Here is a 15,167-nt window from a genome sequence, read left to right as displayed (position 1 = left end):
CAAATTCTAATTACGCCTGGAAAATACGCCCGGCGTAAATTATTCACGTTTAAATCGCTAAAGCATTTTCACTGGCCCGGGCCGGAGGGGCATCCGGGAAGTTGCGCATCAGTAAGGCGAAGCTGAGATCGATCTCTTCCGGCACCGGGATCCAGACAAAATGGCCGTTGCCAGGCGCGACCTCAGTGGGCTGACATTTGATGTTTTCCATGCTCAGCAGGTCAAAATTGATGTTGCCTGCTGGCGTCATCAGCTCCAGGTTATCTCCTTTGCTGAATTTATTTTTCACATCAACCAGCGCCAGTCCATCACGGCGCTCCCCGGTAAACTCGCCAACAAACTGCTGACGATCGGAAGCAGAATGTCCGTAATCGTAGTTCTGATAGCTGTCGTGCGTGTGGCGGCGTAAGAAACCTTCGGTATAACCCCGGTGGGCCAGGCACTCCAGCGTGTCCAGCAGGCTGGCATCAAAAGGTTTGCCTGCCGCCGCATCATCAATGGCACGGCGATAGACCTGAGCAGTGCGCGCGCAGTAGTAGAAGGATTTGGTGCGGCCTTCAATTTTTAGCGAATGCACCCCCATCTGCGTCAGACGTTCAACGTGCGCCACGGCCCGCAGATCTTTCGAGTTCATGATGTAGGTGCCGTGCTCGTCTTCGAAGGCCGACATATATTCGCCCGGGCGCTGTGCCTCTTCGATCAGATACATCTTGTCCGAAGGAGCACCGGCACCCAGCGTGGGTTCAACGTTTTTCACCGGAATGGGCTGATGCTGGTGGACAATGTTGCCCACGTCATCCTGTTTGCCTTCCTCCACCTTATACTCCCAGCGGCAGGCATTGGTGCAGGTACCCTGATTCGGATCGCGTTTATTGATGTAGCCGGAAAGCAGGCAGCGGCCTGAATAGGCCATACAGAGCGCGCCATGAACAAAAATTTCCAGCTCCATCTCCGGCACCTGCTGACGGATTTCGGCGATCTCTTCCAGCGATAACTCGCGGGAAAGAATTACCCTGGTCAGCCCCATCTGCTGCCAGAACTTCACCGTGGCCCAGTTCACCGCGTTCGCCTGCACCGACAGATGCACATCCATCTGCGGGAAGGCTTCCCTCACCATCATAATCAGACCGGGATCGGACATGATCAGCGCGTCCGGCCCCATTTCCACCACCGGACGGAGATCGCGAATAAAGGTCTTCAGCTTGGCGTTATGCGGAGCGATATTGACCACCACATAAAATTTCTTGCCGAGTGCATGAGCTTCATTGATGCCCAGCGCCAGATTCTCGTGGTTGAATTCGTTATTACGCACCCGGAGGCTGTAACGGGGCTGGCCGGCATACACCGCATCTGCACCGTAAGCGAAGGCGTAACGCATATTTTTCAGCGTACCGGCAGGGGAGAGAAGTTCGGGTTTAAACATGATCGGGCAGATTCCTGATGTCAGGTCAGATCACCGTAGCCTCTGATGGTGCCGCCTGGCGACAATCCTCGGGTCATCCGGTGTGGAATAAGATAAGGCCGTCACGGAGACGGCCTTACAAAGTGTGGGGATTGTAGAAGCTGAGGCGGGGAATGTAAATTGCGCTAGATCAAACGGCAGAGATCGGCTTCCCAGCGATAACCCATGCCGTACACCGCGCGGATAAAGGGCTGGTCGGAATCCAGCAGCTCCAGCTTGCGGCGCAGGTTCTTGATGTGGCTGTCAATGGTCCGGTCGGTGACCACCCGGTAGTCATCATAAAGATGGTTCAGCAGCATTTCGCGGGAGAAGACTTTACCCGGCTCCTGAGCCAGCGTTTTCAACAGCCGGAATTCTGCCGGGGTCAGATCCAGCGGGGCCTGGTCCCAGGTGGCCTGGAAGCGGCCTTCATCAATCACCAGCAGGGAGGCTTTTTGCGCCTCTTCCGGCGTGCGCTGGCAGCGCTTGAGGATTGTCTTCACCCTGGCGACCACTTCACGCGGGCTGAAAGGTTTGCAGATGTAGTCATCCGCCCCTATCTCCAGCCCCAGCAGGCGATCGATCTCTTCGGTTTTGGCGGTCACCATCATCACCGGCACCTCGGAGAAGCGACGAATTTCGCGGCACACCGTCAGGCCGTCCATGCCTGGCAGCATCAGGTCCAGCAGGATCATATCCGGCGGGCTGTTTTTCACCCACTCCAGCACTTCATCCCCGCGCAGCAGGTGATGGGTACGGTAGTTGGCAGCCTGGAGATAATCCACCAGCAGCTGGCCAAGTTTGGGTTCGTCTTCAACCACCAAAATCAGTGGGGCAAGCGTTTCCTGATCCATAACACTCTTCTGCTTAACAAGAGGTGACGCACCTCTTTAGTGAGTTTTGCAGGGTAAGTGTACTGTAATTTTCAGGCCACCGGCATCGGAGTGATCCGCAACGATGGTGCCATCGTGGGCTTCAACAATGTTCTGGCAGATCGCCAGCCCAAGCCCGGAGCCGCCGCTGGCGCGATTACGGGAACTTTCAGCGCGATAGAAACGCTCAAAAATTTGCTGGCGCTGATCGTCAGTAATGCCCGGACTGGTATCTTCGAACTGTAAAATCTGCCGGTCGGGCTGCGAAAGAAGCGTCACCGTCAGGCCGCCCCCCGCATCGGTGTAGCGCAGGCTGTTTTCCATCAGATTGGTGAACAACTGCATCAGACGGTCGGGATCGCCAAACAAGGGTGCCTGCTCTGGCAGACGCAAATCCAGCGACAGGCCACGGCTTTGATAGCGTCCGGCAAAATTGCCGGCAACCAGCTCCAGCAGCGGTACCAAATCGGTTTTACTTTTACGGTAGGCAAGGGCACCTTCATCAGAGAGCGAGAGCTGGTGTACATCATCCACCAGTTTGGTCAGCGTGCTGACTTCCCCCTGTAGCGATACGATGGATTCCGGCGTCAGCTTACGGACGCCATCCTGAATCGCTTCCAGCTCCCCCGCAGGATCGCCAGCGGCGTGCGTAACTCATGGGAGATATCCGCCATAAAAGCCCGGCGCATACTCTCATTCTTCTCCAGCGTGCTGGCAAGACGGTTAAAGTCCTGCCCCAGCCGCCCCAGCTCATCGCGGCTGTCAGCCTGCACGCGGCTGGTAAAATCCCCGGCGGCCAGATGGTGGGTGCCTTCAACCAGACGTTTCACTGGTGCCAGCAGGCCGCGCGACATCAGCCAGGTCACCAGCGCCGCCAGCAGCATGGTCAGGCCAACGATGATCCAACTGGTGCGTCTCTGCTGCTGGTCAAAATTGATGTCCGCGCTGCGCGTCAACCGCTCAGGCGGTGAACCGATCACCCAGCCGACGATATGCCCGTTGCTGGTGACGATACTCCGGCGGGACCCCTCAGGAGGCACCGGGCCACGGGGACCGATCATCACATGATACTGCTGGTCAATGATCCAGAACTGGGTGCGCCAGCCATGCGGGGGAAGCTGCGAGTTGGCGTCTGGATTCTGTTCCAGCGAATGCAGGATCTGAAAAACCAGCCGGTTATTGTGGCGCAGAAAATCCCAGTTGCCGTGCTGTTCATACTGATCGGAGAGCGCATCGCTGAGCATCACCAGCCGCTGTTCGTTGCCTTTTTTGATGTAATCAATAAAGCCGTGTTCAAAGCTGAGCCGGACACCCCAGTGCATGGTGATCAGCACCAGCATGCAGGTGGAGAAGATGGCCGCGAACAGCTTGGCGGTAATGCCGATACGCATTTTAGCAAACATTAAGACTTCCTCTTGCGGCTCAACACTACGTTTTTACTGACGTCCTTCGGCACGCGCCAGAACACCAGGGCAGGCAGGATAATCACCACCGCCATGCACAGATAGGTATAAATAAAGGCCTGATGTACCGCCGCGCTGTCGGCCAGCGCCTGCTGACCAAAGGTGCCCAGCATCAGGCCCGCAACGGTGACGCCAATACTCATCGACAGCTGCATAATCATCGACAGCAGGCTGTTGCCGCTGCTGGCTAACTCATCAGGCAGCTCTTTCAGCGTCAGGGTATTCATCGAAGAGAAGCGGATCGCATTGACCATGCCCTGCAGGAACAGCACCACCGGCAGCAGCGCAAACCAGCCCATCAACGCCACGGCAGGGAAAAGCAGCACTACCAGCGCCAGGCCAACGGTGGATCCCACCAGCACGTTGCGGTAGCCGAAGCGGTTGACGATCTGCACCACGATGCGCTTCATGCCCATGTTGCCCAACACCATCGGGATCATCATCAGCCCGGCATGGAAGGGCGTATAGCCCATCCCCACCTGCAAAAATATCGGCGTCATAAACGGCAGCATTCCGCTACCAATACGCCCGGTAAAACTGCCCAGCAGCCCGATGGAGTAAATGCGGTTATCAAACAGTTTCAGGCTGAACAACGCACGATCGTTACCCCGTGCATGCATCAGGTAAAACAGCAGTGAGAACACGCCCACAAGGATAAACAGACAGAGCAGCAGCGGGGAGATCCCCAGTCCTCGCTGACCATCCAGCGCCAGGGTCAGCGTGGCCATCCCGGCTGCCAGCAGGATATAGCCCATAAAATCGAAACGCCGGGGAGGCAGGCTCAGGTTTGGCATCAGCATCAGGGTGGCGATGGCCCCCACGATGCCGACCGGGATGTTGATCAGGAAGATCCAGTGCCAGCTTGCATACTGCACCAGCACGCCGCCCAGCGCCGGGCCAAGCAGCGGCCCCACCTGGCCGGGCAGGGTGACAAAGGTCATCGCCGCCATATATTGCTCGCGCGGCACCAGCTTCATCACCGTCAGACGGCCAACGGGCACCATCATCGCGCCGCCAATTCCCTGCACCACACGGGCCGCAATCAGCTGGTCCAGCGTGCCCGCCATCGAGCAAAACAGCGAGCCGAGACTGAACAGGATGATGGCGCTGAAGAACACATTTCGCACCCCAAAGCGGTCAGCAAGCCAGCCGCTCACCGGCAGCATCACCGCCACCGTCAGCACATAGGAGACAATCACCGAATGCATATGCAGCGGGTTTTCGTTCAGGCTGACCGCCATAGAGGGCAGGGCGGTGTTGACGATAGTGGTATCCAGCGCCTGCATAAAGAAGCCAAAGGCGACGATCCACAGTTGCCAGCGCACGGTTGAGGGCAGCGTATTCATGACCGGACGAGCTCCTGACGAGGTTTGCGTCGAAGTTTATCCATATAGAGGAAGACTACCGGCGTGGTGTACAGCGTCAGCAGCTGGCTCATCACCAGCCCACCCACAATGGTAATCCCCAACGGCTGCCTCAGCTCCGCGCCGTCTCCGGAGGTTAAAACCAGCGGCAATGCACCCAACAGAGCAGCCAGCGTGGTCATCATGATGGGCCGGAAGCGCAGCAGGCTGGCCTGGAAAATCGCCTCCCTGGCCGTAAGATTGCCGTTGCGCTGCGCCTCCAGCGCAAAATCCACCATCATGATGGCGTTCTTTTTCACGATACCGATCAGCAGCAGGATGCCAATCAGCGCAATAAGGCTGAAAGGTGCATCAAACAACTCCAGCGCCAGCAAGGCGCCCACGCCTGCAGAAGGCAGGGTGGAGAGGATAGTCAGCGGGTGAACGTAGCTTTCGTAAAGTATCCCCAGCACGATATAGACGGTGGCGATAGCGGCCAGGATTAACCAAAGCTGGCTGCTCTGGCTCTGCTGGAAAGCCTGCGCTGTGCCTGCGAAACTGCCGCGCACCGTAGTGGGCACGCCCAGCGTGGTCATACTGCGATCGATAGCCTCCGAAGCCTGAGAAAGCGACACGCCCTCCGGCAGGTTAAAGGAGATAGTCGAGGAGGCAGACAGCCCCTCATGGTTAACCGAAAGCGGAGAGTTAGCGGGCAGCCAGCGGGCAAAATAAGAGAGCGGAATGGCTTTGCCGTCGCTGTTCACCACATACATTTTATCCAGCGAGCTGATGTCCTGGGTATAACGGGGATCGACCTCCATCACCACTTTATACTGGTTCAGCGGCTGATAGATGGTGGAGATCTGCCGCTGACCAAAGGCGTTGTTCAGCAGATTATTGGCATCGGAGACATCAATCCCCAGCCGCGCCATGCTCTCGCGATCGTAGGTCAGGGCCATTTCCGATCCCTTGTCCTGCTGATCGGAGTTGACGTCAGCCAGCTCCGGAAGCGCTGCAAAAGCCTTGCGGATTTTGGGTTCCCACTCGCGCAGATCGTCCAGGCTGTCCGACAGCAGGCTGTACTGATAACCGGCATTGGATTCGCGTCCCCCCATTCTCAGATCCTGCACCGCCATCAGATAGAGGCTGGCCCCCGGCTCTTTAGCCAGCTTGATGCGCAGACGGGAGATGACTTCCTGGGCGCTTTCGCTGCGCTCGCTCAGCGGCTTCAGGGAGATAAACATTGAGCCGCTGTTGGTTCTGGAACCGCCGGTAAAACCCACCACGCTATCCACCGCCGGGTCATCACGGACGGTTTTCATAAAGTCTTCCAGCTTGCCGCGCATCGACTGGAACGAGATGCTCTGGTCGGCCTGGATAAAGCCCATCAGCCTGCCGGTATCCTGTTCAGGCATGAAGGTTTTCGGGATAGAGATATAGAGCCAGACCGTCAGCCCGATGGTGGCGAGAAACACCAGCAGCATCCAGCGTGAGTAGTTAAGCACCCAGTGCAGCGACCGGCCATAACCCTGCTGAATGGCGTTCAGCACTTTGCCAAACCCACGGATCCTCGGCTGTTCCCGCCCGGCATGAGCACGCAGCAGGCGGGCACACATCATCGGCGTCAGCGTTATGGAGATCAGCAGTGAGATAGCGATCGACACCGACAGCGTCAGGGCAAACTCGGTGAAGAAGCGGCCAATTAACCCGCCCAGCATCAGCAACGGCAGGAAGACCGCAATCAGCGAGACGCTCATCGACACCACGGTGAATCCCACCTCGCGCACGCCCTGCAGTGAGGCCTGTAACGGCTTCATTCCCGCCTCAACGTGACGGGAAATGTTCTCCAGCACCACAATGGCATCGTCCACCACAAAGCCGGTGGCGACGGTCAGTGCCATCAGCGAGAGATTATTCAGGCTGAAGCCGCAAAGGTACATGGCGGCAAAGGTGCCAATCAGCGATACCGGTACGGCTGCAGCCGGGATCAGCGTGGCGCGACCAGAGCGTAAAAATGCAAAGACCACCAGGATCACCAGCCCGACGGAGATCACCAGCGACTGCTCCACTTCCCTTAGCGAGGCGCGGATAGTCGGGGAGCGATCCTGAGCCACATCCAGATGAATCGAGGCCGGAATGATGTTGTTCAGTTCCGTCACCTGGCCGCGGATGCGATCGACGGTATCAATGATATTGGCTTCAGGAAGCTTGCGGATCAGCAGCAGAATAGCCGGTTTCGCATTCGCCATCCCGGCGTTGCGCACGTCCTGTACGGAATCGGTAACGCTGGCCACATCCTGCAACCTTACCGCCGCACCTTCGTTGTAATGCACCACCAGCGGCATATATTCCGCGGCCGTTTTCAGTTCGTCGTTGGTCTTAAGCTGCCAGCGCTGGTTCTGATCTTCAATTGCCCCCTGCGGTCTGCGCTGGTTGGCATTTGAAATGGTCTGACGCACATCGTCCAGGGAAACGCCCTGATTAAATAATGCCTGAGGATTCAGCGCCACCCGCACCGCAGGCAGTGAACTGCCGCCCACTGTAACGTCACCGACGCCATCAATCTGCGAGAGCTTTTGGGAAAGCTGGGTGGAAGCATAGTCATAGAGCTGGCCCGGCGAATAAGTATCGGAGGTCAGCGTCATGATCATGATCGGCGCATCCGAAGGGTTGACCTTACGGTACGTCGGGCGGCTCGGCATCCCTGTTGGCAGCAGGCTTTGCGCGGCGTTGATCGCTCCCTGCACATCCCTGGCCGCGCCGTTGATATCCCGGTCGTAATCAAATACCAGAATAATACGCGTGCTGCCCAGCGAGCTGGTGGAGGTCATCTCGCTGACCCCGGCGATACGCCCCAGCGACCTTTCCAGCGGCGTGGCCACCGAAGAGGCCATGGTTTCTGGCGAGGCGCCGGGCAGCGAGGCGCTGATCACGATAACCGGGAAATCGACCTGCGGCAGGGGAGCCACGGGCAACAGACGAAAACCCATTATCCCGGCCAGCAGGATCGCCACGGTCAGTAAAATCGTCGCCACAGGGCGGTGGATAAACAGCGCAAAAAACTTCACTGCGCTTCCTCCGGCTTCAGACGGCGGCGTGAGGCATGGGCCAGGCGATCAAACAGCAGATAGATCACCGGCGTGGTGAACAGCGTCAGCACCTGGCTGACCACTAATCCACCCACCATCGCCACACCCAGCGGACGACGTAACTCTGCCCCCACACCGGTGCTGAGCATCAGCGGCAGCGCGCCTAACAGTGCGGCAAGCGTTGTCATCAGGATCGGCCTGAAACGCAGCAGGCACGCCTGATAAATCGCGTCGTAAGGCGTCATTCCCTGTTCACGTTCCGCTGCCAGCGCAAAGTCGATCATCATGATGGCGTTCTTCTTCACGATGCCGATTAGCAGGATGATGCCGATGATGGCAATCACATCCAGCTCGTGCCCGCTGAGCATCAACGCCAGCAGCGCACCGACACCCGCCGTAGGCAGGGTAGAGAGAATGGTGATCGGATGGATAAAGCTTTCATACAGCACGCCCAGCACGATATACATCGCCACGACAGCCGCCACAATCAGCCACACCGTGCTCGACAGAGCAGCCTGGAAAGCCAGCGTGCTACCCTGGAACTGGGTCATGATCTCCGCAGGCATCTCCAGAGTTTTTTCCGCTTCGCTGATGGCATTCACTGCCTGCTCCAGCGAGTAGCCTTCGCTGACGTTGAACGACAGTGTGGTGGAAGGGAACTGATCCAGATGATTGATGCTCAGTGCGCCGTGACGTTGCTCAACCGAGGCGATGGCGCTCAGCGGCACTACTCCCCCGGAGCTGCTGTTCAGGCGGATGCCATCCAGCGCGGCCAGGCCCGGCGTGGCGGAGGTGTCATTCTCCAGCACCACGCGGTACTGATTGGCCTGGGTGTAAATGGTGGAGATCAAACGCTGACCAAAGGCGTTATAAAGCGCGTTATCGACGTCGGCCATGCTGATGCCCAGGCGGCTGGCGTTATCACGATCTACTTTGATATAGGCTTCAAGCCCCTTGTCCTGCCAGTCGCTGCTGACATCCTTAAGTTCCGGCAGCGTGGCCAGTTGCGTCATCAGCTTCGGCACCCACAGGCTCAGGGAATCCAGCGATCCCGCCTGCAGGGTAAACTGATACTGAGTGCGGCTTACCGTGGTATCAATCGTCAAGTCCTGTACCGGCTGAAGGTAGAGGTTCACGCCTGGCAGCTTAGCGATCTCTGCCTGTAAACGCTCAATCACTGCCGGGATGCGGTCGTCACGCTGATCCAGCGGTTTAAGGTTGATTTGCAGCCGTCCGCTGTTCAGCGCCGGGTTGGTCCCGTCCACGCCCACAAACGAGGTCAGACTTTGCACCGCCGGATCTTTCATGATAATTGAGGCCACTTCCTGCTGTCGCTGCGCCATGTTGGCGTAAGAAACCGACTGAGGAGCCTGGATCGTACCCTGAATAATGCCGTTATCCTGCACCGGGAAGAAGCCTTTGGGAATGGTGATCCACAACAGCACGGTGATCGCCAGCGTCCCCAGCGCCACGCCCAGGGTAAGCCAGGGATGGTTCAGAACCCGGCGCAGAAAATGGCCGTAGCCAGCAATGACCCGATCGAACATCGCTTCACTGGCGCGTGAGAACCGGTTCTGCTTGCGCAGGGATTCTGCGCTGAGCATCCGGGCGCACATCATCGGCGTCAGCGTCAGAGAAACCACCGCGGAAATCAGTATCGACACCGCCAGGGTTACCGCAAATTCCCGGAACAGGCGGCCAACGATATCGCCCATAAACAGCAGCGGGATCAGTACCGCAATCAGCGAGAAGGTCAGTGAGATAATGGTAAAGCCTATCTCACCGGCCCCTTTCAGCGCGGCGGCCAGCGGCTTTTCCCCTTTCTCTATATAGCGGGAGATATTCTCGATCACCACAATCGCATCATCCACCACAAAGCCGGTGGCGATGGTCAGCGCCATCAGCGTCAGGTTATTGATTGAGAACCCCAGGAAGTAGATCACCGCGAAGGTGCCGACCAGCGACAGGGGAACGGCCACGGCAGGAATAATGGTCGCCGGCACGTTTCGCAGGAACAGATAGATAATCATCACCACCAGCGCAATTGCCAGCATCAGTTCAAACTGCACGTCATGAACGGAGGCGCGAATGTTGGTGGTGCGGTCGGTCAGGACTTTTACCGCCACCGACTTCGGCAGGGAAGCGGTCAGCGCCGGGAGCATCTGACGGATGCTGTCTGCCGTGGTGATGATGTTGGCACCAGGCTGACGCTGAATATTCAGCACGATCGCCGGCTGACGGTTAGCCCAGGCACCCAGCCAGCTGTTTTCGGCCCCCTGTTCCACGGTGGCAACATCACGCAACCGCACCGCTGAGCCGTTCTGGTAAGAGACAATCAGCTGACGGTAATCCTCTGCGGATTTCATCTGGTCGTTGGCGGAAAGGGTGATGGAACGTTCCGGGCCATCCAGGCTGCCTTTGGCAGAATTGACGTTGGCGTTACTGATGGCAGTGCGTACCGTTTCGCTGTCCAGATTCAGTGCAGCCAGCGCCTGGGCATTGAGTTTTACCCGGACCGCAGGACGCTGTCCCCCGGCTAAGGTCACCAGACCGACACCTGAAACCTGAGAGATTTTCTGCGCAACGCGCGTCTCCACCATATCTTCCACCTGCGTCATCGGCATGCTGGTGGTGGTAACGGCGAGCGTCATAATTGGCGGATCAGCCGGGTTTACCTTGCTGTAGACTGGCGGGTTAGGCAGATCGGAGGGCAGCAGGTTGGTTGCGGCGTTGATTGCCGCCTGCACTTCCTGCTCGGCCACATCCAGCGGCAGCGTGAGCTGGAATTGCAGGGTAACAACAGAGGCACCGCCGGAGCTCTGCGAGGACATCTGTTTCAGCCCGGACATCTGACCAAACTGACGCTCAAGCGGCGCGGTGATAGAGGAGGTCACCACATCCGGGCTGGCGCCGGGATAGAGGGTTACCACCTGAATGGTTGGGTAATCCACCTCCGGCAGCGCGGAGACGGGCAGGGCACGGTAGCCCAGGATCCCGGCAAGCAGGATCGCCACCATCAGCAGGGTGGTGGCAACCGGGCGAAGAATAAACTGGCGGGACGGGCCGCCGCTGGCGCTGGGTGGCATAACCTGCATCAGGAGGCGGCTCCTTTAGAGGGTAGCGCGTTTTGGTCGGAGGGCAGCGGGGTGGACTGAGGCGCTACGACTTCCACTTTGGCGCCTTCGGTCAGACGGTCAATCCCGTCTGTTACTACCCGTTCACCGGCATTCAGGCCGGCGGTAACCACCACTTTCTGGCTGTCCTGCAGGCCCGCGGTGATCAGCTTTTTACTGACCTGATTCTCACTGTTGACCACCCAGACGAAGTTGCCTTCATTGCCCATCTGCAGGGCCGCCGGGGGGATCACAATCGCATCCTGCAGGGTACTGACTTTCAGCCGCGCGTTGACAAACTGGTTGGGAAACAGGCTGTCGTCGCCGTTAGTGAAGCGCGCTTTCAGCTTTACGGTGCCGGTGGTGGCATCGATCTGATTATCCATGCTCAGCAAGGTACCGCTGGTCAGCAGGGTTTTATTGCTGCGATCCCAGGCTTCCACCGGGATGGGCTGGCCGCTTTTCTGGGCCGTCAGCACGGTACTGATGCTGTTTTCGGGCAGGCTGAACACCAGATCGATCGGGTGCGTCTGGGTAATCACCACAATGCCATTGGTGTCGCCGCTGGTGATGTAATTGCCGACATCAACCTGCTTAAGACCGACGCGGCCAGCAATGGGCGAGGTCACGCGGCTGTAGGTCAGATTAAGTTGCGCACTGGCAACGCCGCCCTCATCGGCCTTGAGGGTGCCCAGCGTTTCATTCACCAGCGAACGCTGGGTATCCATTTCCTGCTGAGACACCAGATTGGTTTTTGCCAGTTTCTCAAAGCGGGCCAGATCGCGGCGGGCATTCGCCAGCGTTGCCCGATCTTTTGCCAATTGCCCCTGCGCCTGAGTCAGGGCAACCTGATAGGGACGGGGATCGATCTCGGCAATCAGCTGCCCCGCTTCAACCTGCTGACCTTCAGTAAAGTGCAGGGCCTTCAGGTCACCGTCTACCCGACTCCGCAGAGTCACGGTACTGGCGGCGGTGACGGTACCCAAGCCGGAAAGATAGTGGGGCACGCTCTGGCGCACGGCTTCTGCTGCCTGAACCGGTGCCAGCGCCCCTGTTCCACCCCGACGCCCACCGCCTTTGCCCGCACCAGCATTGTGCTGCTGGGCGGTTTTCTCCGGCGTACTGTTGTGGCTGTGCCACCAGTACCCTCCGCCTGTGGCAAGGGCGGCAATAATCAGGATCGGCAGGATTTTTGAGGCACGGCGCTGGGCTTTCATCGTTTAATCAGCTCTCCAGTAGCAAAAGAATGTCCACAGGGCCAAAAAAAGAGAGGCCCAGAATTTATCTATGTTAGCGAATTTTTCCACCGCAAAAGTGAAGGAATTAAGGATAACCGTTCAGGGCGTGTAAGTATTCCTGACCTGCACATCTTTTGCCACAAATCAGCGAAGCCGGGCCGGTGAGGTTTGCTACGCTAAAAGTCACGCGATAAAAACAGGAGAAGAATATGAGTCTGTCAGAACAGCGTTCGTTAGGTCGTACCGGCATTCAGGTTCCCACGCTGACCTTTGGTGGCAACGTGTTTGGCTGGACAGTGGATGAAAAAACCTCGTTTTCACTGCTGGATGCGCTGGTAGAGAAAGGGCTCTGGTTCATCGATACCGCGGATGTCTATTCCCGCTGGGCGCCCGGAAATCAGGGAGGCGAATCAGAAACCATCATCGGTAACTGGCTGAAGCAGAGCGGCAAGCGTGACAAAATCGTGCTGGCTACCAAGGTCGGCATCGAGATGGGGCCGGATAAAACGGGCCTGTCACCGAAGTATATCCGTCAGGCAATTGAAGATTCGCTTCGTCGTCTGCAAACCGACACCATCGATTTGTATCAGGCACACCGTGATGACAGCGATACGCCGTTGCAGGAGACGCTGGCCACCTTTGATGCCCTGATTAAGGAAGGCAAGGTGCGGGCTATTGGCGCATCAAACTACTCTGCAGAACGCCTGAGCGAAGCATTGAAAGTGAGTGAAGAGCAGGGGCTGGCACGCTATGAAACGCTGCAACCAGAATACAATCTCTACGATCGTGAAGAGTATGAAAGCGGTCTGGAGCAGGTTACTCAGGAGAACGGCCTGTCGGTGATTAACTACTATTCCCTGGCGAGCGGCTTTCTCAGCGGCAAATACCGTAAACCGGAAGATGCCAGCAAAAGTAAGCGCGGCGAGGGTGTGGTAGAGAAGTATCTCAACGAGCGGGGGTTACGTATTCTCAGCGCGCTGGATCAGGTGGCAGAATCCACTAACGCCACACCTACTCAGGTCGCTCTGGCGTGGCAGATTGCCCGCCCCAGCATAACCGCACCCATTGTCAGCGTCACCTCGCTGGCGCAGCTGGATGAGCTGACCAAAGCAGCCTCCCTGAAATTAAGCGATGACGATATTCGCGAGCTGTCAGAAGCCAGCAGCTACTGAGCCTCGATCGCTGCGCCTTGTGAAAAGGCGCAGCACCAGGGAAAAGCTAGCGGAACATCACCTGTGCCCAGCGGGCCAGACCTGCGGTAACGGAGCCAAAATCATCGCCGCTGGTCAGGGGGATATCCGGCAGCTGCTGTTTCAGCGCCTGACGCAGCACCGGAGAACGGGCGCTGCCGCCGGTCAGGAAGATGACATCAGGGCGGGTGCCGCTGGCTTCCAGCGCCAGTTTAACCTGTTCCTGAATGCGCTCCAGCGGCTGTGAAATAGCCGTCTGCAACGCCCCCACGCTAATGGAGGTATCCAGCGCCTGTTCGATAAAGCCCAGGGCTGTGGTCACTTCGGCCCGATCAGAGAGCGCAATCTTGCTCTCTTCCGCCGCACGAACCAGCCGGTAGCCCAGACGCTGTTGCCAGACTTTCAGCAGGCGCTTCACTTTTTCCGGTTCCCGGGCGTCACGGATCAGATCCATCAGCTGCTTCCTGCTTGCCGTGGCATAGAAGTCACTTTGTGCCGGCACATCATTGATCGCCACCGCGTTCCACCAGGGCAATGCAGGCAGGGCGATGCCCCTTTCCGTTGCCCCCCCAGACCCAACAGCGGCATCAGCTCTTTAAATGCCAGCATGATATCCAGATCGTTTCCGCCTACGCGGCATCCGCTGTGACCCAGCAGGCTCTCATTACGATCGGATCGGTCATGCCATTTCGGCCCCATCAGCAGCATTGAGCAGTCTGTGGTTCCCCCGCCGATATCCACTACCAGCACGCGGGTTTCCGCCTTAAGCGTGGCTTCAAAATCCAGCCCTGCGGCAACCGGCTCAAACTGGAACTCTACATCCTTAAATCCGGCACGGCTGGCTGCACGAGCCAGAATTCCCTGAGCCTGACGGTTGGCTTCATCTCCGCCCAGTCCCTGGAAGTTAACAGGACGGCCAATCACTGCCTGAGTGATGCTCTCATTAAGATGGGCTTCCGCTTTCTGCCGGATATGCAGCATCATTGCGCAGACCAGATCTTCAAAGAAAGCGACCTGCTGCGGTTTGAGGCCGCTTGCCCCGAGGAAGGATTTAGGCGATTTAACAAACCAGACATCTTCCGGATCGGCCATGTACTGGGCGAGGGAAGCCAGGCCAAACTGTACGCTGGCAGGAGTGACCTCAATATCTTCTTCGCGGTTCAGCGCCAGGGCACGACGCAGGATCGCCTGGTTCTCTGCTTCAGGCGTCGGAACCTGATGATGGCGGAACAGCCATTCGCTGACCGCATCACGCGTGGGAGCAGAGAGCATAGAGGGTAATAAGGTGGAGCCTTGCTCCAGTGGCAGCAGCGTGGGCGCGCCTTCATTCATAACGGCGACCGAGCAATTTGCTGTCCCGTAATCAAAGCCAATAAACATTTATCCCCCTAAGCTGGAAAAAAGGGGGCGACTTTAGC

7 protein-coding genes and 2 pseudogenes are annotated in these 15,167 nt (G+C 57.9%); 1 reads left to right on the top strand and 8 read right to left on the bottom strand.

Annotation, left to right across the window (positions count from 1 at the left end):
- Positions 1-49 precede the first annotated feature (49 nt).
- From yegQ to VRC33_RS15010, 7 genes and pseudogenes are all read right to left on the bottom strand, one after another.
- Complete coding sequence (gene yegQ / locus VRC33_RS15040) at positions 50-1,423, bottom strand: tRNA 5-hydroxyuridine modification protein YegQ (RefSeq protein ID WP_338557131.1); 1,374 nt, start codon at positions 1,421-1,423, stop codon at positions 50-52.
- 164 nt (positions 1,424-1,587) lie between these two features.
- Entirely contained in the window at positions 1,588-2,295 is a 708-nt protein-coding gene (gene baeR / locus VRC33_RS15035; protein ID WP_338557130.1) for a two-component system response regulator BaeR, read from the bottom strand.
- 36 nt (positions 2,296-2,331) lie between these two features.
- Positions 2,332-3,716: pseudogene (gene baeS / locus VRC33_RS15030) on the bottom strand (two-component system sensor histidine kinase BaeS).
- The gene (locus VRC33_RS15025; RefSeq protein WP_338557128.1) at positions 3,716-5,122 is read right to left on the bottom strand and encodes an MFS transporter; all 1,407 of its coding nucleotides are present in this window, start codon (positions 5,120-5,122) and stop codon (positions 3,716-3,718) included. The pseudogene baeS and the gene VRC33_RS15025 overlap by 1 nt, the downstream one beginning before the upstream one ends.
- Positions 5,119-8,187 (bottom strand): multidrug efflux RND transporter permease subunit MdtC, encoded by a 3,069-nt coding sequence (mdtC, locus tag VRC33_RS15020; protein WP_338557127.1) that lies wholly within the window; start codon positions 8,185-8,187, stop codon positions 5,119-5,121. The genes VRC33_RS15025 and mdtC overlap by 4 nt, the downstream gene beginning before the upstream one ends.
- Positions 8,184-11,303: an MdtB/MuxB family multidrug efflux RND transporter permease subunit gene (locus VRC33_RS15015; RefSeq protein ID WP_338557126.1), complete on the bottom strand. Its 3,120-nt coding sequence runs from the start codon at positions 11,301-11,303 to the stop codon at positions 8,184-8,186. Before VRC33_RS15015 ends, mdtC begins: the two co-directional genes overlap by 4 nt.
- Positions 11,303-12,538 (bottom strand): MdtA/MuxA family multidrug efflux RND transporter periplasmic adaptor subunit, encoded by a 1,236-nt coding sequence (locus VRC33_RS15010; RefSeq protein ID WP_338557125.1) that lies wholly within the window; start codon positions 12,536-12,538, stop codon positions 11,303-11,305. Before VRC33_RS15010 ends, VRC33_RS15015 begins: the two co-directional genes overlap by 1 nt.
- Positions 12,539-12,768: 230 nt before the next feature.
- Here VRC33_RS15010 and VRC33_RS15005 point away from each other — a divergent pair, with 230 nt between their 5' ends.
- Positions 12,769-13,731 carry an aldo/keto reductase gene (locus VRC33_RS15005; RefSeq protein ID WP_338557124.1) on the top strand — a complete coding sequence of 321 codons (963 nt, stop codon included), beginning with the start codon at positions 12,769-12,771 and terminating at the stop codon, positions 13,729-13,731.
- Positions 13,732-13,777: 46 nt separating this feature from the next.
- Here VRC33_RS15005 and yegD read toward each other — a convergent pair.
- Positions 13,778-15,129 (bottom strand): annotated as a pseudogene (yegD, locus tag VRC33_RS15000) (molecular chaperone).
- Between the last annotated feature and the right edge of the window lie 38 nt (positions 15,130-15,167).

This window comes from Erwinia sp. E_sp_B01_1 (assembly GCF_036865545.1).
GTDB lineage: Bacteria > Pseudomonadota > Gammaproteobacteria > Enterobacterales > Enterobacteriaceae > Erwinia.
The sequence above is the reverse complement of the archived record's forward strand: the minus strand, read 5'-3'. Positions and strand labels throughout refer to the sequence as shown.